Consider the following 18998-nt stretch of genomic DNA (forward strand, 5'->3'; position numbering starts at 1 on the left):
GTGCGGCACGGACACAAGCGTCACCCGGCAATGCCGTACAACATGCCGGCGGAAGCCAGCGCCATGATCAGGAATAGCAGTTTTTCCCCAGGCGCAAGATATTACGTGATCTGCACGCAAGGCTATTTGCCGCCTGCAATCGAAGCTGTTACTTCCCCATCGACCATCCATGCCTTTGACCGATAGCGATTGTCTCGCGCCCAAAATCACACCGGCAGGCCATCTCCTTGCAGCGCCGGAAGTCGATGCGCCTCCCTTGCCAGATGACGTTGCGCTAGACGCTTCCTTCAGGCGCGGCACGGGTCATGGGCTGCTCTATCTGGGGAGCGCAACCATAGGGCGTGCACTGCCGCCTGCCTGGGCATGGTGGCGCGACTTTGGCGCCCGCTATGTCACGTCTTTATGCACCACGTCAGAAGGCCAGGAGGCCACGGTCTCTCAACCGGACACAGGGGACTTCGAAAGACTGATCGAAGATGCACCGCCCATGACGGGCGCCGAATATCTCACGTCGGATGTCCTGGCGGCACTGTGGGGCGAAATCGGCATCGCTTTGCGTGATGAGCTGGCGAGCACGGGGGAGTCGCTTCAGGCATTTCTCAAGTCGCGTCATCCTGCGTGGAATCTTGTGGGCCGTGTTCACTTCAACCTTGCCGAAAACCGCAAGGATCCTGAGGCCCCTTTCGCTTTCCTGGCAACCTACGCAGCGCGGATATCGGCCCATGGCAAGACACAACATCAACCGCTTTCGCGGGCGCTCGAGGAATTTTCCGGTGCGCGGAACAAGGCGAAGCTGCTCTCTCTCCTGATGCCGGTTCAGCGCGCTGCTGAACGCTGCGACTGGCTTCGTGCAATGCTCGATTCGCGCGAAATATACCACCCGTTGCGCTGGATGCCGGCTGACGCTTACCGTCTTCTCTGCGATTTGCCCGCTCTGGAATCTGCCGGAATCATGGTCCGGCTACCGGCTACCTGGGCGACGGGCCGCCCCGCGCGACCTGCGGTCAAGGCCAGCGTTGGGGCACGGCCTCCGTCGCTCCTCGGCAAGGATGCGCTGCTCGACTTCAGAATGGAGGTGTCGCTCGATGGCGAAGCGTTAAGTCCCGCCGAGATCCGGCGTCTGCTCAAGGGGGCCGACGGTCTCCAGTGGATTCGTGGACGCTGGATCGAAGTGGACACGAAAAAGCTCGGCCACGTACTCCAACGCTTTGAGAGTATGGAGAAGGCGGCGCAATCGGGGCTGCCGTTGAACGATGCCTTGCGTCTCCTCGCGGGCGTATCGGACGACGAAGCTGAAGGCTCCGACGAGCGCGACTGGGCACAGGTCGTTGCAGGAGACTGGCTGGCAGAGACGCTTGGACATTTGCGCCAACCGGAAGGGTTGGTGCAGGTCGATCCGGGCCCCGACCTGAGAGCCCAGCTTCGGCCATACCAGCAGGCCGGCGTGCGATGGCTATACCTCCTTAACCGGCTCGGGCTGGGCGCGTGTCTGGCCGACGACATGGGCCTCGGAAAGACGATGCAGGTACTCTCCCTGCTGTTGATCCTGAAGCGCGAACAGGCCGACTCGCGCCCGAGCCTGCTGCTCGCCCCCGCGTCCTTGCTGGCAAACTGGGCAGCGGAAGCTGAACGCTTCGCACCCGGCCTGCGTGTGCTGGTGGCTCACCCGTCCGTGACGCCTGCAGAAGAACTACGCGCACTGAGCGACGCGCACCTCACGCAGACAGACCTCGTCATTACCAGTTTCGGTTCGCTGCTGCGTCAACCCGGTCTGGAAACGATCCAGTGGCGCATCGCGATTGTCGACGAGGCCCAAGCGATCAAGAATCCCGGCGCCAGGCAGACGAAACAGGTAAAGAAGCTTCAGGCCCAGTCACGTATCGCCCTGACGGGCACCCCTGTGGAAAACCGCCTGTCGGATCTGTGGTCCATTTTTGATTTCACGCATCCAGGCCTGCTGGGCTCGGCGAAGGAATTTGCCGATCTCAGCCGGCGTTTGGCAAAAATCGAGCATTTCGGTCCGCTTCGCACGCTTGTGCGGCCCTACATCTTGCGCCGTCTGAAAACCGACAGGCGTGTTATCGCCGATCTCCCCGAAAAGACCGAACTCAAGGCGTGGTGCCATCTGAGCCCCGTCCAGGCCGCGTTGTACGAACGCGCGGTCAAGGACCTGGCGGCGGCGCTCGAGGGTGCCGACGGTGTTGAACGCAAAGGCATCGTTTTAAGCTACCTGATGCGTTTCAAGCAGATATGCAACCATCCGTCCCAGTGGCTTGGCGACGCGGCGTGGAGCCCCGAAGCCAGCGGCAAGTTTGGCCGCCTGCGGGAGTTGGTCGACGTGATCGCGGCGAAGCAGGAAAAGGTACTGGTGTTCACCCAGTTCCGCGAAATCACCGAGCCGCTTGCCGCGTTCCTGGGATCCCTTTTCGGCCGGGAGGGATTGATTCTCCATGGCGGTACGCCCGTAGGCAAACGGCGCGAACTGGTCAGGCAATTCCAGGAAGATGAATCAACGCCGTTCTTCGTGCTGTCGCTCAAGGCGGGAGGATCGGGACTGAATCTCACAGCGGCGTCTCACGTGATTCACTTCGACCGCTGGTGGAATCCCGCCGTAGAGAATCAGGCGACCGACCGGGCGTTTCGCATTGGCCAGCGCAAGAATGTTCTGGTGCACAAGTTTGTTTGCCAGGGCACGGTCGAGGATCGGATTGACCAGTTGATCGAATCGAAGCAGCAGTTGGTGAACGATATGCTTGAAGGCGGTGCGGAACTGCAGCTGACCGAGATGAGTGACCAGGAGCTGCTTGATCTTGTCAAGCTCGATATTCATTCCGCGCAGGAAAACTGATCATGGAGAGGAACGCTGATGGCAAACTACGGTGGATGGAACCCTTACGTCCCGGTGGCCGAGCGGCGAAAAAAAGCGGAGCAGCTGGTCGCCAGAGCGACCAGGGCTGGCAAGACCCTGTCACCCATTGCACCGTATCGCGGGGCCATTGCGAAGACTTTCTGGGGCAAAGCGTGGTGCGATAATCTGGAGCAGTACAGCGACTACGATAGCCGCCTGCCAAGGGGGCGCACCTACGTGCGCAATGGTTCGGTGATCGATCTGCAGATTACAAAGGGCAAGATCCATGCGCAGGTGATGGGATCAAGCCTGTATGAGATCACAATTGATGTCGCCGCCTGTCCGGAAAGGCAGTGGCGCGCGTTGAGCGCCGATTGTGCGTCGTCGATTGACTCCATGGTCGAACTGCTGCTGGGTAAGCTATCGGCTGCGGTGATGGGCCGCATCTGCAAGCCCGGCACCGGGCTTTTCCCCGCACCGAAGGATATCAAATTCGGTTGCAACTGCCTGGATTGGGCGGTGATGTGCAAGCACGTCGCAGCAGTACTCTATGGCATCGGCGCACGGCTCGACCAGCAGCCCGAATTGCTCTTTACGTTACGTGGCGTTGACCCCACCGACCTCGTCAATCACACAGGTGCGAATTTGTCCGGTGCGGGAAAAGCTTCCCCGGCGTCCGGCAAGCTGCTCGACAATGCAGTTCTGGGCGATGTGTTCGGTATCGACATTGACACGGAACCATGTGCAGATGCCGACTCGGTCCGAGGCAACCGCACGCGCGAACCATCCACTTCGCAAGCGAGAAAATCTGCTTTGACCACGCCGAAGCCGTCCGTGACCGTGAAATCGGCGCCGAAGGGCAAGGTCGCGACGCCGACCGCGAAGTCCGGCCCCGCTGCCATGAAAAAGCCCAGGGGCAACTCCGATCCCGGCACATCGAAGACGAACCGTTCGGTCGCGTCTCAAAAGGCCGTTGCACGTCCGCGTACTACGTCGAAATCCGCGAAACGCCGCGGGTGATCTTTTGTCCCGCGTTTCACCGCTTGAGCCGGCGACCTGTTTCGCTCTTACGGATTTTTGAATCCTGGCCGACTCTCTGATTGAGTGGGACTACGGTGTCGCGATTTCGCCGGCGACGGCCTGGCGCTACCTCAAGACGCGAATCACGACTGCGCATAGACTCAATCTAGCGAATATCGATAGGTATCCTATATTTTAGGCGCTTTTACGAATCGACCGACAATCAAGGGTCTTCAATTTCGAGGATAGGGCCAGGCTGCAACCGCATGCAAGAGTTGCAGGTCGCGAACTCTTGCATTATGCGGCCGGGGGAGGATAACGCCTGATGCTGACGAGGGATGTCGCGTCAACCGATTGGGTCCTGTTTGGTAATGCCAACAGCAGTGATTGAGCGATCAGTAGCCGCCCAGCAGACGGTCAAGCGCTGCAGTGATCTTGTCCCGATGCTCCCGCAATGAGCCGATCGAGGGACCAAGCTCGGTTAACGGAACAGATGCAATGAACGCCGGGTGCATCAGGCATTTGACGCCAGCGATCTCGAAGGACGGCTTGAGATCTGCTGGCAGTTTGCCGGGAGGGAAAGAGTCCGCACGAATCAGCGGGACAACAACCCGAATTGTCAGGCCATCGAGAAAGTCACTCTGCACGTCGATAAGGTACGGCGTACTCGCCTTGCTTTTACCGGGGTTGGCATAAACTTCGAATCGCGCCATCAAAACATCCGGTATTCAGCGAGTGGAAGGCCATTCTTTTCGACCCAGTCGTTGGTGTTCTTAATGAACTCCGCGTTCTCCTGCGCCCAGCGACGACCTTCCTCGGCCTTGATTGCGTCGCGCAAAGCCTGCTCGCAGGCACGCGAGAAGTTGATGCCCAGTTCCTTCGCCCGCTCATAAACGTCGACAGGCAGCGTGACATTGGTCGCCTTCCGTGGCACGGCGGCAGTTGCATGTGCCATGTGAGCCTCCATGTTGGTGAATATGCGCATATCTGTCCACATTCTACACATGATCAATGCCGTCCGCTGCGAAGGCGCTTACGTCCAGGACGACTGGTTTTGCGGAAGCGAACGCTGTGGGTCATGCACGTCAAGTCGATCTGTCGGCTCAAGCTCATCCACGTATAGGACGAGATTTACTCCATCCGGCGATAGGCGTGACCTGAAGAAAATCCCTTTCGCCCCGGCCGCGATAACCTCGTCACCGACAACCCGGCTGGGGGTTCGATGCGCTGGTTGAACCAGCAGCCACGCCAGTCGCAATAGAAATCTTCCCACAGGGCAGATCATTTTCCGCTCTGATACCCGCCTGTAAAGTCGACGATAGGGTCAACGGTCAACTGGTAACTGACAAGCGTGCCCGGCGGCATCAATGGAGAAATCTGCTGATATTCCCGTACGGCCGCGTCGACGTCCAGTGCGAGATAAAGGGCGTTAAGCCCGGTTAGCGTGGCCGCCATGCCTGCCAGCACCGGCGCCGCTCGTCGGCCCGACCGCCCACTTGGGAACATGCATGCGGTAGGCCGTAAGCTTAGACAGGGCCTTCACGATTACCAGGTCATGTTTCCGGCCTTCAACGATCGTCGCGTGTTTCTCATCCCTGGAACTCTGTATCGATATAGAAGTTGTCGTCGTCGACGGTGAACTGAATCCATCCGTCGCGGCGGGTGGTCAGGACATGCCTGTCTTTCATGGTCGTGCGCACGCGCACACCCTGAGCGCGAACGACGGCGCGATAGTCGGGCAGAGGCTGCCATGTTTCGCCGATTGGCGGGGACTGTGAGGTACGCCCATAACGCCGTACTTCGGGGCCACTCGCCAGCAACCCAGACTAGACGCTCATAGACAGATAGCAAACCTATTCTGGCAATGATGCGTTCACGGCAGGCTTACCTGAGAAAAACGCAACGAATGCGACAAAGAATAATATTGCGAAAACTGCGAAAACTGCGAAAACTGCGAAAATAGCTTATCGTGGAAACATCCGAACGGCAGATGCTCCATGTGGTACACCGACTGCGACCTGTCCGAAGCGATAGGGGGATGCGTAGCGGATGTGACTGAGAATCAGGTCACACCGCCTGTGCCCGCACCCGGCGAATACGCCGAGCGTGAGGCTCGGCCCGCGCGGCTGCTGCTTTACCCGTTGCTCGCTGAATCGAATGAAGCGGTGTCAAGCCCCGCGAAGGTTGACCCCGCAGAACGTCAAAACACCTTGCTCGCTGTTAACCCCGACGCCTTTTGGCGAGTCTGGACGCTGCTGTTTGGTCAACCGACCGATACGCGCCCCAGCAAATCGCTAGTGGCGCAGGTTGCTGCGGCGCTGTTCGGATCAAGAACTGCACCCGGCGCCGATTACCTGGCGGCAGATTTCGACGCCGTCAATAGCCGTGAGCTCGCACGGGAATACCGTCTGGCGCGGTTGCGCGAGCTCGTGGCCAGCCGACGACACCTCGCGCAGTGCTTCGCTGCGGCCCGCGCATTCCTGCTCCGACATATCGCACGGGCTACCGTCGAAACGGGTAGTACGGCGGCCATCGCGAAGCGCATGACGCCGCTTGGCGCACCTCCGCAAATCGCATGAAGGAGAGTTTCATGGCACAGGCAATCAACGAGCGGAACGCTGCGGCTGACTTCAAGATCCGCGCTTTCCTGTCGGGCGGGACGCCTCTTGACGTACAGCGAGCGGCTCGTGACGTCGCCGAACTGTTTGCATCCGACGTCGAGGGCACTTTGCGCGGCCAAGCGCCCGAACTGGTGACTGGCAGGATCCACGAACTCGTGCGCAACGTTCTTGAGCGACGTCTGGCAACGATGCTGGCGCTGGAAAAATCCCAAGACGCGGAAAACCGCTCGCCCACGTTGCCTGTGGCCAATCTGAGACCCTCGGACGTGATTGAACAGCGCAAGGTCAGCATGTCGCTCGCGAGCCTGTATCGCTATGTTGAAGCGAATAAGTTCTACTGCGTCGTGCCTGCGGGGCAAAGCAACGGGCGTGAGTTTCCGGCGTGGCAGTTTGTTGAGCCGGTACCCGAGCTGCTTCAACCGGTGCTGTTCGCGCTTCGAGGATCGTTGAGAACAGAGGTGCATGCTTTCTTCGTGACCGCGCAGGACGAACTGAACGAATTGTCTCCCGCGGAGATATTGGCTGGCGTGCCGTTCGAGACGCGCCCGTCGGTGCACCTCAGCCAGCTGCGACTCTTGCAGTTGCCCGCGATGGAACGCCAACGTCGGGTATTGTCGCTGGTTCGGGCGTCGGAGAAAGGCATGGCCGAGTGAACGGCTAATGCAATGACCAATAAGAATGAACCGATCGTCGAACTACCCCCGCATCTGCGGAACCGGATTCCGTCGCAAGAGCTTTTGAGGGAGGCACTTTCCCGCGAGCTCGCGGATCCGGACACGAGCGCACAGTTATTCCGTGCCGCGTATGTGCCCGAGAGCGTGTTGCCCGTCAGGGTACAGCGTGTCTACCGATTTGGTCCGCCGCCTGAGCTATTCCGGCCGGACGGCACACCGCCATTCTGGTGGCTCTACGCGGCCCATGCGGCGGAGACGGCAATCTGGGAGGCGCAGTTCTGCAAGAACGACGTGACGCGCACCGGAACGTTTTATTTCGATACGTTTGCAGTCCAGCACGGGGTAATCGCCGAGCTGAAGTTTCCGCGTCCGCCGAGGCTCTGGAATCTGAATGGCTCGGCATCGAGCAGGCTTGGCATCTATGACGACTTGTCGAGCCCGGACTATGAGTGGTCGCAGTGGTTCGGCTATCAACTCGACCGGACAATCCAGTCCGTTGACCCCGTCACGCGGCCGGACGGATTTGTGTATGGCGATAGCAGGGACGTCGCTGAGAAGTATGGTGCAGGACTGGTTGGCGCCTGACCCGAAGAGAGGGTTTCGAGTCAGCCACTACGGAAGATCCAGCAGGGGACGATATGTCTGCGTGGTCGCAGACAACGGAACCGGGTCGAAGGCAATGTTCTTTTTTCGACATCGAGACGGAAAGTGGTGCGTCTTTCCACCCGATCCCGAAAGGCCGGCCATGCACGGAGAAATCGCGCTATGCGAAGGCTAGGGCCTGTTCACACTAATCGTATTGGATCGTATCCTTCGGCGATGGAAATCACCGAAGCCCAATATCAGCGGATTGAGCATTGCCTGCCGCGACAGCGCGGCAATGTCAGCCTGACAAACCTGCAGGTGCTCAATGCGATTCTTTATGTGGCCGAGCATGGGAGCAAATGGCGCGGACTGCCCAAGCGCTTTGGCCGATGGCAAACGATCTACACGCGAATGAATCGCTGGTCCAGCGACGGCGTGCTAGATCGTGTGTTCACTGAACTGCAACAAATTCGGTGCTGTCTTTGCCCAGTGCGTCAAAGCGGCGCGGCGAAAGCTGGATAGCACTTGGTATCTTCAGATTTTCGTGACGCTGCGCGGCGGGTCGTATCTATTATGGCGTGCGATCGATGAGCACGGCGCCAAACTCGATGTGCTGATGCAAGAGCGACGCGACAAGGCCGCGGCAAAGCGCTTTTCCGGTGGGTGCTGTGTTCGAACCCGGTGCCGCGCAGGATCTGACGGACCCGCTGCGCAGTTACCCTGCGGCGAAAGCCGAGATCCCCGAGTTCACTCATGAGAAGCGCGTATTCGTCAAAACGGCTGCACGTGAACAGGAGCATTCTATGGGCAGACGCCACATACCCGGAGTGGATGTTGAATGACTGACGACTCGACGCGCGCTTACCGACTATGGGAACATGGCGCAAGCGACGAGCTTGACTGGAGAGAAGAGTTATGAGCAGAACGGAGAAAGAAAAGATGCTTGCCGGAGAACTGTACACGGCGAAGGCAGCCGAGATTCAGGTCGATCAGGCGGAAGCCCGAGCATGGATGGCCCGCTTCAACGGAGCCATCGACATGCCGCTCTCGGAGAGATACGAACTCTTGCAAGAGAGACTCGCTACGATTGGAACAGACTCCATGATTCGTCCCCCGTTTCATTGTGACTATGGCTTCAACATCAGTCTGGGCGCCGGGGTGTTCCTCAATTACAACTGCATCATCCTTGACGTCGTTCGGGTCGAGATCGGCGATATGACGCAAATTGCAACCGGCGCGCAGATTTTGACCGCGGATCATCCTCGCGATCCGGCTGTTCGTTGGGCAGGGCTCCAATTCGGTCGGCCGGTGAGGATCGGACGCAACGTTTGGATCGGTGCCGGCGCGATCATTCTGCCGGGCGTGACGATCGGCGACGACGCATTGATCGGCGCAGGCAGCATCGTCACGCGCGACGTGCCAGCTGGCGCCACTGCTGTCGGCAATCCCGCACGCGTGTGTTCGGCGCCAAAGATCACATGAGTGGAGCGCAGTGCCCTCGGGTTACGCGTCGTTCTTTGTTTTGACGATGAATTCTCGATGCGTATTTCGCACCAAGCCGGACACTGATTTCGCAGCAAGCTGGACAGGCATTTCACGCGAAGGTGGACACGGATTTCACGGCAAGCTGGACAGCGATTTCACACGAAGCTTGACAGTAACGCTCTGATGTAGCGACGCGGGCTATGTCGCAATAAGGGACCTGCTATGCTGACGTCCCGAAGACGGACGATCTGACCGATAAAGCAGAACCTGAATCCCGCGGTGGCGAAGGTGCTCAAGCGCCGGTTCTGTCGCGGTAACGGTGGACGGACGAGCCTGCTCGATATAATCAGGATGGCTTACATAACCAAAGAGTAGAACTGCTCGGCGGCTGACGGGTGGGTGCCTTTTTTCACCCGCATCTGGCCTTTCCGAATCATATGCATGGTCTCGATGCCAGACAGAATGATGCGTGCGCAGCGAAAATCCTTGAAGCCCATCATCGGTTTGACGATACGTTTGATGGCCCTGTGATCCTGCTCAACAATGTTGTTCAGGTACTTGCATTGGCGAATCCTGATGGGCGTTTCCCGCTCGGCATTGGCGGCCTGAAGCGCCGCAAGGTTGGACCCGCTTCTATCCACCGTGACCGTCTCCGGCGCGCCATTCTGGTCGATCGCCTTTTCAAAATATCGTTGCGCGGCAATCTTGTCCCGACGGGCCCGAAACAGAAAATCGACCGTGTCTCCGGCCTTGTCCACCGCCCGATACAGGTACTTCCACTGGCCCCGCACCTTGATGTACGTCTCGTCCATCCGCCAGCTTTTGCCGAGCGGACGTTTGTGCTTGCGGAAGGCTTTTTCGAACAAGGGCACCAGCTTGATAGCCCATCGGTGCACGGTCGAATGATCGACTTCGATACCGTGTTCCGCGATCATCTCTTCGAGATCACGCAGACTCAGCGAATACGCCACATACCACCGTACGCACAGCAAAATCACGTCCACCGGGAAATGCAGCCGCTTCAGGACCTTCGCGATCCCCACCGGCAACGTCTTCCGGGAAATGCGTTCTTTCTTCACCGGCGCTTTGCACAAATTTTTCATGTTCTGATTTTACGGTACCTCCTTATCGCGACAGAACCGCCGAACGTGCATATGCTGGGCTCGGATTCGTTGGCGCAGGTTCGGACATGGAGCTGGATCCCGAGACAAGCCAGAAGTGGTGTCATTCCGGCGGCTCTTGGAAACTCAAGAAATACTTGGGAAAGCCCGTCTTGACGGCCTTTCAGGAGAAGCCGGTCGGCTCTGGCGTTGACGTCAGCGCGCATTAGCAGCTCCTCGCCAACGTCGACACGGCATTGCAGCACGTCAAGGCCGTCGCGCAGTTCCGCTCAGCGCCTTGGGCACCTGGTGCGCTACGTCGCGACAGGATCGATCTTTCGTCACGTCGCCGCTACCCTTACGGGCTCTGTTCGCGAGCCCGTAACGGCCCGGATCTAGGCTCAGGGTCCAGTTCGAGCCCCTGGATGATCGCTTCCAGGTCGATGGCCGGCCTGTCGCCGCGAAACGTGTAGTGCCCGCCGAGGTGCACATGCCGCCACGCCGCTGGCGACATTGATGTGATCAATGCCAGCGCCTTCTGACTGCCGGCCGAATTCACAAGCAGCCGGGACAGAATCGCCGAGTTGTAGAAAAGGATCGCGTTGGCGACGAGTCGCCCGCACTGATTGCTGGTCTCGATGTCCAGGTCGGTGCGTCCGGTCAGTTCCTTCTGGCCGCCGACCTAGGCGATCGCCGCGCGCAGCTGATGGTATGACTCGATGCGGTTCTGCGAGCGGTGGACGTTGCGCTACCTGCCGGTCGTACTCGAAGATCGCCCGCCACGTCGGGTGCGACGACACGTAGGTGCACAGCTTTCGGACCAGCGTGCCCTGGGTGATCTCCTTCAGGCCTAACGTCGCGCCGGGTCACAGCGCGTTCCTCGAACGACAGGTCGGCGAAGTACCGGCTTAGTACGAAGTCCCGATCGTGCGGCACCTCGTCCCACGTGAAGGTGAAGAACGTCTGCCCGAGACAATCCACGCCGCGCCGTGAGCTTCGTTCGTGAGCTGAGCGAGAAGTGTTTGAGCCTCCCAGACATGCCGCTCTCTTTCCCGGTTGTGCCGCGCTACGAGGATCGAGGCGTGCGGCACCGGGTTCATGGCCGTTACCAAATCTTCTATCGCGTCGTCGGCGAGCCTGAGCGCATCGACGTGCTTCACATCCTGCATGGTGCGCGTGACTTTGCCGCGATCCTTTTTCTCCTAGCCAGAAAAACGAAGGCCCGACGCGCGGCAACGCATCGGGCCTCCACCGTCAAACATCACAAGAGTAAGACGGTCCACCTAGAATCCGCTTATACCGACTCGGCGGCACGAAGGCGCGAGCTTTCACATCGACAGACCGAGCGGGTATCGCTGTGTGACGTTCGCTCGTGGGGAGACCTAGGTGTAGCGTACGTAAAAATCCGTTTCTTGAGGCTACCCCGCTTAGCGTGTTTTATTTTCCGTTTCCTGAAGACCCCTAAACGTAAAAAACGCCCGCGTGGCCTTGAAATAGCCGGTTTGCAGCAGACAGAGTATTTGTTCGTTGAGGCCGCGGCGCCGTTCCGCTAGCGCCAGTTCGTCGGCGGTGAAGGCAAAGTACTCCGCGCGCTGGAAATCATCGAATTCGGGGCGGTCATAGAGCGCTTGCCGTTCTGCTTCGGGCAACAGGGTGAGATGGCCGTTGTGGGCGCGCATCCAGAGGCGGAAGAAACTGAAAGGGCGCCATTTTAAAGCGTGACAGACCAATAATTGATATTATCGGGCTATCATCTTGATTTTACATAACCTCAACCGATGAAGACGCGTCTGCCCCGGCGCCCGGCCGCGACGCCTGCCGAACCCGGGTTCCCGGATGCCGATGCGCTGGCCGCGCTGCGTGGCTGGTATGCAGGCCTCAGTTCACGTGCAACCGTCCTGCGCTACCTGCCTGGCCTCAAGGCGTCGGGCCAGTCCGCACGTGGCATGCTCGGCCGCATCCGCCGGCAGCTCATCGCGTTCGCCGAAAGCCGCCATCGACTGGATCTGGCGGCGGTATTCCAGCACACGCCCCAAGAGCGGCAGGGGCGAGCCAAGGCAGTTGAACACGCGCTCAGGACGTTGCCCTCGTTGACTGCGCCACAGCCCCAGATCAGCGACGACATTGAACGGTGGCTCGCACCCCGGACCGCGAATGCCCTGCGTGCACACGGCATCCATACGCTCTCGGAACTGACCGTACGCATCCCGCGACGGCGCGGATGGTGGCGAACGATCGAGGGGCTCGGCGCGATGGGGGCTCGGCAAGTCGAAGCCTTCTTCGCCGGGCATCCGCTGTTGACCGAGCGCGCCCGCGCACTGGTCGCGGTCACCCAGCCACGCAGCATCGTGCCGTGGGAAGAGTTGCGCCTGCCGCACGAGGTCGATGGCTCGCAGGGCAGTTTCCGGGCGCCGCGTAATGCCTGCACGCTGAACGCGACGAACGATTACGAGGCGGTACAGGCGTGGCTTGCGCTGCACGAAACAGCGACGACGCAGCGCGCCTATCGCAAGGAGGCCGAGCGGCTGATCCTGTGGGCGATCGTCGAACGCGGGCGGGCGCTGTCGTCACTGACAACCGACGACGCGATCGCCTACCGGGCGTTCGTGAGACGTCCGACGCCGCGCGAGCGCTGGGTCGGGCCGCCGCGGCCGCGCGATTCCGCGAATGGCGCCCCTTTACGGGCGGCCTGTCAGCGCGCTCAGCAGCCTACGCACTGACGGTGCTCTCGGCGCTGTTTCGCTGGCTGATCGAGCAGCGTTACGTGCTCGCCAATCCGTTTTCCGGCGTCAAGGTCCGAGGCCACGCCTCGCAGCCAGCGCTGGACACGACGCGCGGTTTCACCGAGGGTGAGTGGCTGCTGGTCCGCGCGATTGCCGACGGCCTCGAATGGTCCTATGGCTGGTCGGAGCCAGCGGCGCAGCGGCTGCGCTTCCTGCTTGACTTCGGCTACGCGACGGGTCTGCGCGCGAGCGAACTGGTCGGCGCCGAGCTCGGCAGCATCCGCGTGGACGGGCACGGTGATCACTGGCTGCATCTGGTCGGCAAGGGCAGCAAGCCCGGCAAGGTGGCACTGCCGCCGCTCGCGCGTACTGCGCTCGATCAGTACCTTGCACAGCGACGCCTGCCTGTCACGCCACAACGCTGGAACCCGAAGACATCACTGGTCGCGAGTCTGGGCGAAGACGGCGACGCGGGTATCGCGGGTTCGCGTCTGGGGCGCGTCATGCGCCGCTTCTTCGCACAGGCAGCCGACGTGATCGAGGCCGATCATCCGGTAGCTGCCAAAAAATTGCGCCGCGCGAGTCCGCACTGGATGCGCCACAGTCACGCGAGCCACGCGCTCGCTAGCGGGGCCAAACTGACCAGCGTGCGCGACAACCTGCGCCATGCATCGATCGCGACGACATCCCTCTACCTGCACGGCGACGAAATCCAGCGTGCGAGGGATATGGATCAGGCCTTTGCCGCCCGAAAATAGCCGCTAACCTATTGAATTCGAAGAATTTCGAAAAAATCGGCGGTTCCAGCTTATAACCCCTACAAGCGAATGATCTCGTTGGCATCCCAATGGCCGTGCCACTTTCAATCCTCAGGTCCAAGACCACTGAGGCGAGAAATTTTTCAAGCGCCAGAGCGAGTACGATCGCCAACGCGCAAAAGCATTGACCCCACTGCTTTAGGCGTAGCGCCTGAACGACGGCGACGCTCAGCGATCGGCGATGACACTGCGCCGGTCTCCCACAGGAATCTTGCGGGCTTGCGTTCAACGAAGGCAAGCAATAGCAGTCCTGAGCCCAATGTAAACGATTGAATGTGACTATACAAAAATCCTACGAACTCAATGTCACGGCGATCAGTATAAAGGGTCATCAACTCGACGGAAAATGCGTCGATGTGGCATTCCAATTAGGCGGATCTTGCCCGAAAACATTGCGAACGAAGAAATCCATGAGCTTACGCTCGGTGAAGATACCGGGGGCTCCATGATCAGCACCAGGCACATAGACCATTTCGAATTCCTTTCCCGCCTTAATGAGACTGTCGGCGAGCGCAAAGGTGGAGGCCGGATCGACATTGTGGTCCATTTCGCCCACAACAAGCATAAGTTTGCCGTGCAGATTGTCGGCATTGTCGATGGCGGAGGACTGTGAGTATTCAATGCCGACGGGCCAGCCCATCCACTGTTCGTTCCACCATATCTTGTCCATACGGTTGTCATAGCAACCACTGTTGGCTACCGCAACCTTATAGAAGTCCGAATGGAATAGCAGTGCATCAATGGCGTTCTGGCCGCCAGCTGATGTACCGAAGATTCCCAAATTCGAGATGTCGTACCAGGGATATAGAGAGGCAGCCGTCTTATGCCACAGAATGCGATCGGGAAGGCCTGCATCTTTCAGATTCTTCCACGCGACGTCATGGAAAAGGCGTGAACGGTTGTTAGTGCCCATTCCGTCGATTTGCACAACGATAAAACCCAACTGGGTAAGGGGCTCTGTTGTGGTTGTGAATGACTTTGGGACGTGAGAGCCTTGCGGGCCGGCATATATATCCTCCACCACAGGATACTTCAGATGTGGATCGAATCTATCTGGTAGATGAATGATTCCCCAAATATCGGTCTTACCATCGCGCCCTTTGGCAACAAAATTGATTGGTGCTCTCCATCCATTAGATTCGAGTTGGGAGATGTCGGTGCTCTCAATCTGCATCAGTTTAGCGTTGTCTCTAGACCGGAAAAGCGCCATGCGTGGGGGAAGGTCGATACGTGACCAGAGGTCGACGTAGAATCTACCGTCAGGAGAAAACTCGATGTGATGATTGGCCGGTTCTGGCGTAAGTGATGTCAGCCCCTTTCCGTCGAAGCCAATTCGGTAGGCGTGAACGAAATAAGGGTCCTCACCGAAATTCATTCCGCTTGCTTCAAACCAAATTTCCCTTCTGACTGGATCGATGTGGTCCACCGCGCGGACAATCCAGTCACCTTTGGTGATTTGGTTTTCTAAAACACCGGTACGGCCATTAAAGAGGTACAGATGTTCAAATCCATCGCGCTCGGATGCCCAGATAATTTCCTCTCCATCATTAACATTGTAACGAAAGTGTTTTCCGGCATTTATTTGGTTATTTCTTAAATCTGTATAATCGACGAACGTGGAGCTGACCTCATCGATCAAAGAGCGCGTACGGCCGGTGGCTGCCTCCACCTCGATTACTCGGTAGAGCTGATGGCCGCGTTGGTTGTACTCAAATGTAAAGCCTTCCCCATCCTTCCACCAATTAATTTGGGAAAGGTCAAAAGGATTCGGGAACAAAGCATTGTCGATATTGACCATGCGCTTGTTGACTATGTCGAATAGTACCGGTTGCGGTCGCGGAAGAATATCTCCCGCTTTGGGATACGCTATTGGCTCATACCTCGCTTGATGGTTTGTTGCTGAGGAATTGACAAGCATGATTTGACGCGGTTGGCCGACGGCGACACGGTAACCTGCGAGGTGATTGGAGTCAGGGGACCACTTTAGGGATGAGAAGACGTAATTGTTCGCTTCTGTCCCGTCCCAACTTAACGGTACATTTACTGACCCGTCCTTACTCAGTAGAAAGACGTTGTAGTTTTTGATATATGCTTTCCACTTGCCGTCCGGTGAATCGCTTGTGATTCGACTATCGCTTTCAGCCGTTGGCGTGAAGTCGTTATGAAATGACAAGATTTCGCCCTGAGAGATCCTAGTGCAGATGTAGCTTGAAAGATCACAACTCCACTGAACGGAATGAATGGAGAACAGCAACTGGTTGCCGTCTTGTCCGATTTCGAAACGGTCAAAAGGCAGCGAATTGCCTCGGAAATTCGAGGAGGCCGCCTTATTTAATGCGTCGGCAAGGCGGCTATGATCGAAAGCCGGTTGCTTCTTCCCAGTTTTGATATTGAATTTAATGAACTGGCGCTCACCATGTGTCGTCCGTCGGTAGGCAAGGGTCTCGGGCGAAAGCCAGAAAGGGGGGGTATCGACGAAATTGACAATTTTATCCGAGTATTGATAACGAACTGTGAGAGCCCGCTGAAAGTCTGAGGGGGTAAGAGCAAAGGGGGGGTGTATGGTTCCGTTCCCCTGGTTGTCAGCAGCCGATAGCAACGTGCAGTAGGAAGTTAGAAGCAGAAAGATGGTGACAATTTTTTGCATGGATGTTTGGCCTTGACTATGTATAGGTTACGTCGTCGGCGTACCTTGCTGCAATTTTTATGCCATCAGTGAATGCGAGTGGGTATGATCAGTGTCCGCTGAGCGCAAGCGAGGCGACCGGTGAGGTTCTGTCGCGATAACGGGAAGTAGAATGGCCGGTTTTGGAAACTGCAAGTCAGCAGATGAATAAGCCAGCGAAGACGCCGCGCACGAGCCTGCCAGGCGGCATTGCTGCCAATGTCCTCAAGCGCCTGCACCATCCGGTGGACGTGATTCTGCTGTGCGTGCGCTGGTACGTGGCGTACTCGCTGAGCTTGCGGGATCTGGAAGAGATGATGGCCGAGCGCGGCATCGAGGTGGATCATTCCACGGTGCATCGCTGGGTGATCAAGCGATCAAGCTGCTGCCGGTGCTCGAGAAGGCCTTTCGTCGGCGCCAGCGCCCGGTAGGCAACAGCTGGCGCATGGACGAGACCTACAGTACGCCCAGCCAACGTAGCCCGCCTATATGGGGGTGAAGTTGCTTGAGCATAGTTGGAATGCAAAACCCGGAGAAGTTGCTGTTGTAGTACCGGGGTATGCCCTTCTTCTGCTGCGAGAGGAAGTGAGCCGAAGCGGCGGTGACTTGCCGACACTGGCACGGTGACGAAGTCCGTGGGAAACGGGGCTTGCGGCGAGGCGGTTACGCCAAGATGAGCCTCTAGGCTGAGCATGGGACGGTTGAGGAACACGAACCTGTTTGAACGCATCTGAGGGTTGAATCGTCACCCCTGCCTACACCGCTTAATAGGCAGGACGCGAATTGTTGCCGATCATATGTACGGCCCGGCAACGCGAATGCTGACTGGCCATATAGGCCCATCAGCACGGAGCCATGGAGAGCGCGCAGCTAGGCCGCGGTATTCGCGACGACTTGCGGCAAGCAAGGATAAAGACTGCGACAGGCAGCCTCGCCCGTGCGCTTGAGTCCAGCATGTGAACTGGGGAAGGCTTGCACAGATGTTAAGGGAGTGTGCCCCCAATGATGTGCAAGCTGGCGGAGCCTCCGTAGTAGTCCGAGGCCGGGAAAGGCGGCTACATGGCGAAGGGGGGCAGTTGAAGTGGTTTGCCTGTTGATTAACTGACTGTAGTGAGGTGAAGACCTTCGATAATCAGTGAAATACAAAGCAAACTGGCGGCACGGTGGAACGGTGTCGCCTTTGTTCGAAACGACACTTCAGCGGAGAGCCGGATGCGCTGAGAGGCGCACGTCCGGTTCGGGGAGGAGAGGCAGAAATAGTTCGACTACGCCCCGGCAGAGATACTTCCACTGGCCCTTGAGTGGAGTAAGAGACAGGGACAAGGCCGGTAAGACCATTGACTTCCTGTTGCGCGCCGGCGCTTCTTCGAAAAGGCCATCGCCCAGAACGGTGCGCCAAAGACCGTCACGGTGGACAAGAGTGGCGCGAACCTCGCGGCCCTGCAGGCGAGCAATGCTGAGCGGGAAACGCCGATCAAGATCAGGCAGAACAAGTATCTGAATAACCTCGTTGAGCGGGACCACCGTGGCATCAAACGCCGGGTCAGGCCGATGTAGGGGTTCCAGAATTTTCGCTGCGCTCGCATCGTACTCGGTGGCATCGAGACCATGCGGATGATCCGCAAAGGGCAGATGGTTATCCCCAAGGGGAGCAGTCCGTCGGCCGCCGAGCAGTTCTATTCCTTGGCCATATGACCGCGGCGCTCTTGCCACCCTCGGTCGCCCTTAATTCCTTATCGCGACAGAACCGACAAAAACGCCACACAGCAGGAAAGCTTCTACGCGAAGCTGCCGCTACGCGACATTGCCGACATCATCCGGTTTGTGAATGAGCGTTGCGGCTTCCTGTCGACGATGACGCCCCTGCAACCCCGTTACGCGAAGAAGATCGCCGACGCGGACAGCTTGATGGCGGTGATTATTGCGCAGGCCACCAATCTCGGCAATCTCGCCATGTCCCAGACCTGCGATATCCCGTATCACACACTCGACGAAACATATCGCCAGTACTGCCGTCTGGCCACACTGCGGGCTGCCAACGACCGGGTTGCCAACTTCATCGCACAATTACCGATCTTCGAGTACTACTCGTCCGATCTTGGCGCACTTTTCGGTGCCATCGACGGACAGAAGTTCGCTGCCGCCATTCCGACCGCAAAGGCGAGGCACTCGCGCAAATATTTCGGTCGCGAACGGGGAGTCGTCGCCTTTACCTCCCTCACCAATCACGTTGCCACACTCGCCAACCTCATCGGTGCGCACGAGCACGAAAGCCATTACGTCTTCGACCTCTGTTACCACAACACGACCGATATCGCGCCGACGATTATCACCGTAAGCGTTCGATCTGTACCGTCGCCACGTTCCGCGTAGAAGATGCAATCATTGGCCGCAACGGGCACGAGTGACCGACAGTGTCCACAAACTGGGGAGAATGGACACAGTGTCTCAGACAGTCG

Annotated in this window: 13 protein-coding genes and 8 pseudogenes; 13 read left to right on the top strand and 8 right to left on the bottom strand. The window is 58.4% G+C overall.

The window, feature by feature from the left end; translation table 11 throughout:
- The first annotated feature begins 169 nt into the window (after positions 1-169).
- The gene (locus tag AABE10_RS34875; RefSeq protein WP_342937619.1) at positions 170-2848 is read left to right on the top strand and encodes a DEAD/DEAH box helicase; all 2679 of its coding nucleotides are present in this window, start codon (positions 170-172) and stop codon (positions 2846-2848) included.
- Positions 2849-2866: 18 nt separating this feature from the next.
- On the top strand, positions 2867-3868 hold the full coding sequence (locus AABE10_RS34880; RefSeq protein ID WP_342937620.1) for a hypothetical protein: 1002 nt from the start codon (positions 2867-2869) through the stop codon (positions 3866-3868).
- Positions 3869-4263: 395 nt separating this feature from the next.
- Here AABE10_RS34880 and AABE10_RS34885 read toward each other — a convergent pair whose 3' ends face one another.
- Genes AABE10_RS34885 through AABE10_RS34900 form a run of 4 tightly spaced genes read right to left on the bottom strand, consistent with a single transcriptional unit; the run spans position 4264 to position 5335 of the window.
- Positions 4264-4581, bottom strand: coding sequence for a CcdB family protein (locus AABE10_RS34885; RefSeq protein WP_342937621.1), 318 nt, complete (start codon positions 4579-4581; stop codon positions 4264-4266).
- A complete protein-coding gene (locus tag AABE10_RS34890) occupies positions 4581-4853 on the bottom strand; it encodes a type II toxin-antitoxin system CcdA family antitoxin (RefSeq protein WP_342937622.1) in 273 nt (90 codons plus the stop codon). Before AABE10_RS34890 ends, AABE10_RS34885 begins: the two co-directional genes overlap by 1 nt.
- A 48-nt stretch (positions 4854-4901) precedes the next feature.
- A complete protein-coding gene (locus AABE10_RS34895) occupies positions 4902-5153 on the bottom strand; it encodes an RES family NAD+ phosphorylase (RefSeq protein ID WP_342937623.1) in 252 nt (83 codons plus the stop codon).
- The gene (locus AABE10_RS34900; protein WP_342937624.1) at positions 5150-5335 is read right to left on the bottom strand and encodes a hypothetical protein; all 186 of its coding nucleotides are present in this window, start codon (positions 5333-5335) and stop codon (positions 5150-5152) included. Before AABE10_RS34900 ends, AABE10_RS34895 begins: the two co-directional genes overlap by 4 nt.
- Positions 5336-5865: 530 nt before the next feature.
- Between AABE10_RS34900 and AABE10_RS34905 the strand changes: the two genes are divergently transcribed.
- The 6 genes and pseudogenes from AABE10_RS34905 (at position 5866) to AABE10_RS34930 (ending at position 9230) form a co-directional block, all read left to right on the top strand.
- On the top strand, positions 5866-6447 hold the full coding sequence (locus AABE10_RS34905; RefSeq protein ID WP_342937625.1) for a hypothetical protein: 582 nt from the start codon (positions 5866-5868) through the stop codon (positions 6445-6447).
- Between the two features lie 11 nt (positions 6448-6458).
- On the top strand, positions 6459-7142 hold the full coding sequence (locus AABE10_RS34910; RefSeq protein ID WP_342937626.1) for a hypothetical protein: 684 nt from the start codon (positions 6459-6461) through the stop codon (positions 7140-7142).
- A gap of 12 nt (positions 7143-7154) precedes the next feature.
- Positions 7155-7748, top strand: coding sequence for an RES domain-containing protein (locus AABE10_RS34915; protein ID WP_342937627.1), 594 nt, complete (start codon positions 7155-7157; stop codon positions 7746-7748).
- 234 nt (positions 7749-7982) lie between these two features.
- Positions 7983-8213 (top strand): annotated as a pseudogene (locus AABE10_RS34920) (transposase); the annotation flags it as partial.
- Positions 8209-8536 (top strand): annotated as a pseudogene (locus AABE10_RS34925) (DDE-type integrase/transposase/recombinase); the annotation flags it as partial. The pseudogenes AABE10_RS34920 and AABE10_RS34925, both read left to right, overlap by 5 nt.
- Positions 8537-8663: 127 nt before the next feature.
- Positions 8664-9230, top strand: coding sequence for a sugar O-acetyltransferase (locus tag AABE10_RS34930; protein ID WP_342937628.1), 567 nt, complete (start codon positions 8664-8666; stop codon positions 9228-9230).
- Positions 9231-9589: 359 nt separating this feature from the next.
- On the opposite strand, the gene AABE10_RS34935 is transcribed toward AABE10_RS34930, so the two are convergent.
- Together AABE10_RS34935 and AABE10_RS34940 are read right to left on the bottom strand one after the other, a co-directional pair.
- Positions 9590-10282, bottom strand: a complete 693-nt coding sequence (locus AABE10_RS34935) for an IS6 family transposase (protein WP_342937631.1) — start codon at positions 10280-10282, stop codon at positions 9590-9592.
- 409 nt (positions 10283-10691) lie between these two features.
- Positions 10692-11193 (bottom strand): annotated as a pseudogene (locus AABE10_RS34940) (Tn3 family transposase); the annotation flags it as partial.
- A 111-nt stretch (positions 11194-11304) separates the two neighbouring features.
- On the opposite strand from AABE10_RS34940, the pseudogene AABE10_RS34945 reads away from it, so the two are divergent.
- Positions 11305-11505 (top strand): annotated as a pseudogene (locus AABE10_RS34945) (type II toxin-antitoxin system RelE/ParE family toxin); the annotation flags it as partial.
- A gap of 255 nt (positions 11506-11760) precedes the next feature.
- On the opposite strand, the gene AABE10_RS34950 reads toward AABE10_RS34945, so the two are convergent.
- Positions 11761-12012 (bottom strand): DUF4158 domain-containing protein, encoded by a 252-nt coding sequence (locus tag AABE10_RS34950; protein ID WP_342937629.1) that lies wholly within the window; start codon positions 12010-12012, stop codon positions 11761-11763.
- A gap of 99 nt (positions 12013-12111) precedes the next feature.
- Between AABE10_RS34950 and AABE10_RS34955 the strand changes: the two are divergent.
- Positions 12112-13814 (top strand): annotated as a pseudogene (locus AABE10_RS34955) (phage integrase family protein).
- Positions 13815-14205: 391 nt separating this feature from the next.
- Here AABE10_RS34955 and AABE10_RS34960 read toward each other — a convergent pair.
- Positions 14206-16521, bottom strand: a complete 2316-nt coding sequence (locus AABE10_RS34960) for a S9 family peptidase (protein ID WP_342937630.1) — start codon at positions 16519-16521, stop codon at positions 14206-14208.
- 182 nt (positions 16522-16703) lie between these two features.
- Here AABE10_RS34960 and AABE10_RS34965 point away from each other — a divergent pair.
- From AABE10_RS34965 to AABE10_RS34975, 3 pseudogenes are all read left to right on the top strand, one after another.
- Positions 16704-16999: pseudogene (locus tag AABE10_RS34965) on the top strand (IS6 family transposase); the annotation flags it as partial.
- An 858-nt stretch (positions 17000-17857) separates the two neighbouring features.
- Positions 17858-18234 (top strand): annotated as a pseudogene (locus AABE10_RS34970) (DDE-type integrase/transposase/recombinase); the annotation flags it as partial.
- A 30-nt stretch (positions 18235-18264) separates the two neighbouring features.
- Positions 18265-18891: pseudogene (locus tag AABE10_RS34975) on the top strand (Tn3 family transposase); the annotation flags it as partial.
- Positions 18892-18998: the final 107 nt, after the last annotated feature.

The organism is Paraburkholderia diazotrophica, assembly GCF_038900755.1.
Taxonomy (GTDB): Bacteria; Pseudomonadota; Gammaproteobacteria; order Burkholderiales; family Burkholderiaceae; genus Paraburkholderia; species Paraburkholderia diazotrophica_A.

Bases quoted from the DNA above. Each gene is read 5' to 3' on its own strand.
- AABE10_RS34885 (WP_342937621.1), bottom strand. From the start codon at position 4,581: ATGGCGCGATTCGAAGTTTATGCCAACCCCGGTAAAAGCAAGGCGAGT.
- AABE10_RS34895 (WP_342937623.1), bottom strand. From the start codon at position 5,153: ATGATCTGCCCTGTGGGAAGATTTCTATTGCGACTGGCGTGGCTGCTG.
- AABE10_RS34875 (WP_342937619.1), top strand. From the start codon at position 170: ATGCCTTTGACCGATAGCGATTGTCTCGCGCCCAAAATCACACCGGCA.
- AABE10_RS34960 (WP_342937630.1), bottom strand. From the start codon at position 16,521: ATGCAAAAAATTGTCACCATCTTTCTGCTTCTAACTTCCTACTGCACG.
- AABE10_RS34930 (WP_342937628.1), top strand. From the start codon at position 8,664: ATGAGCAGAACGGAGAAAGAAAAGATGCTTGCCGGAGAACTGTACACG.
- AABE10_RS34950 (WP_342937629.1), bottom strand. From the start codon at position 12,012: ATGCGCGCCCACAACGGCCATCTCACCCTGTTGCCCGAAGCAGAACGG.
- AABE10_RS34905 (WP_342937625.1), top strand. From the start codon at position 5,866: ATGTGGTACACCGACTGCGACCTGTCCGAAGCGATAGGGGGATGCGTA.
- AABE10_RS34880 (WP_342937620.1), top strand. From the start codon at position 2,867: ATGGCAAACTACGGTGGATGGAACCCTTACGTCCCGGTGGCCGAGCGG.
- AABE10_RS34915 (WP_342937627.1), top strand. From the start codon at position 7,155: ATGACCAATAAGAATGAACCGATCGTCGAACTACCCCCGCATCTGCGG.
- AABE10_RS34910 (WP_342937626.1), top strand. From the start codon at position 6,459: ATGGCACAGGCAATCAACGAGCGGAACGCTGCGGCTGACTTCAAGATC.
- AABE10_RS34890 (WP_342937622.1), bottom strand. From the start codon at position 4,853: ATGCGCATATTCACCAACATGGAGGCTCACATGGCACATGCAACTGCC.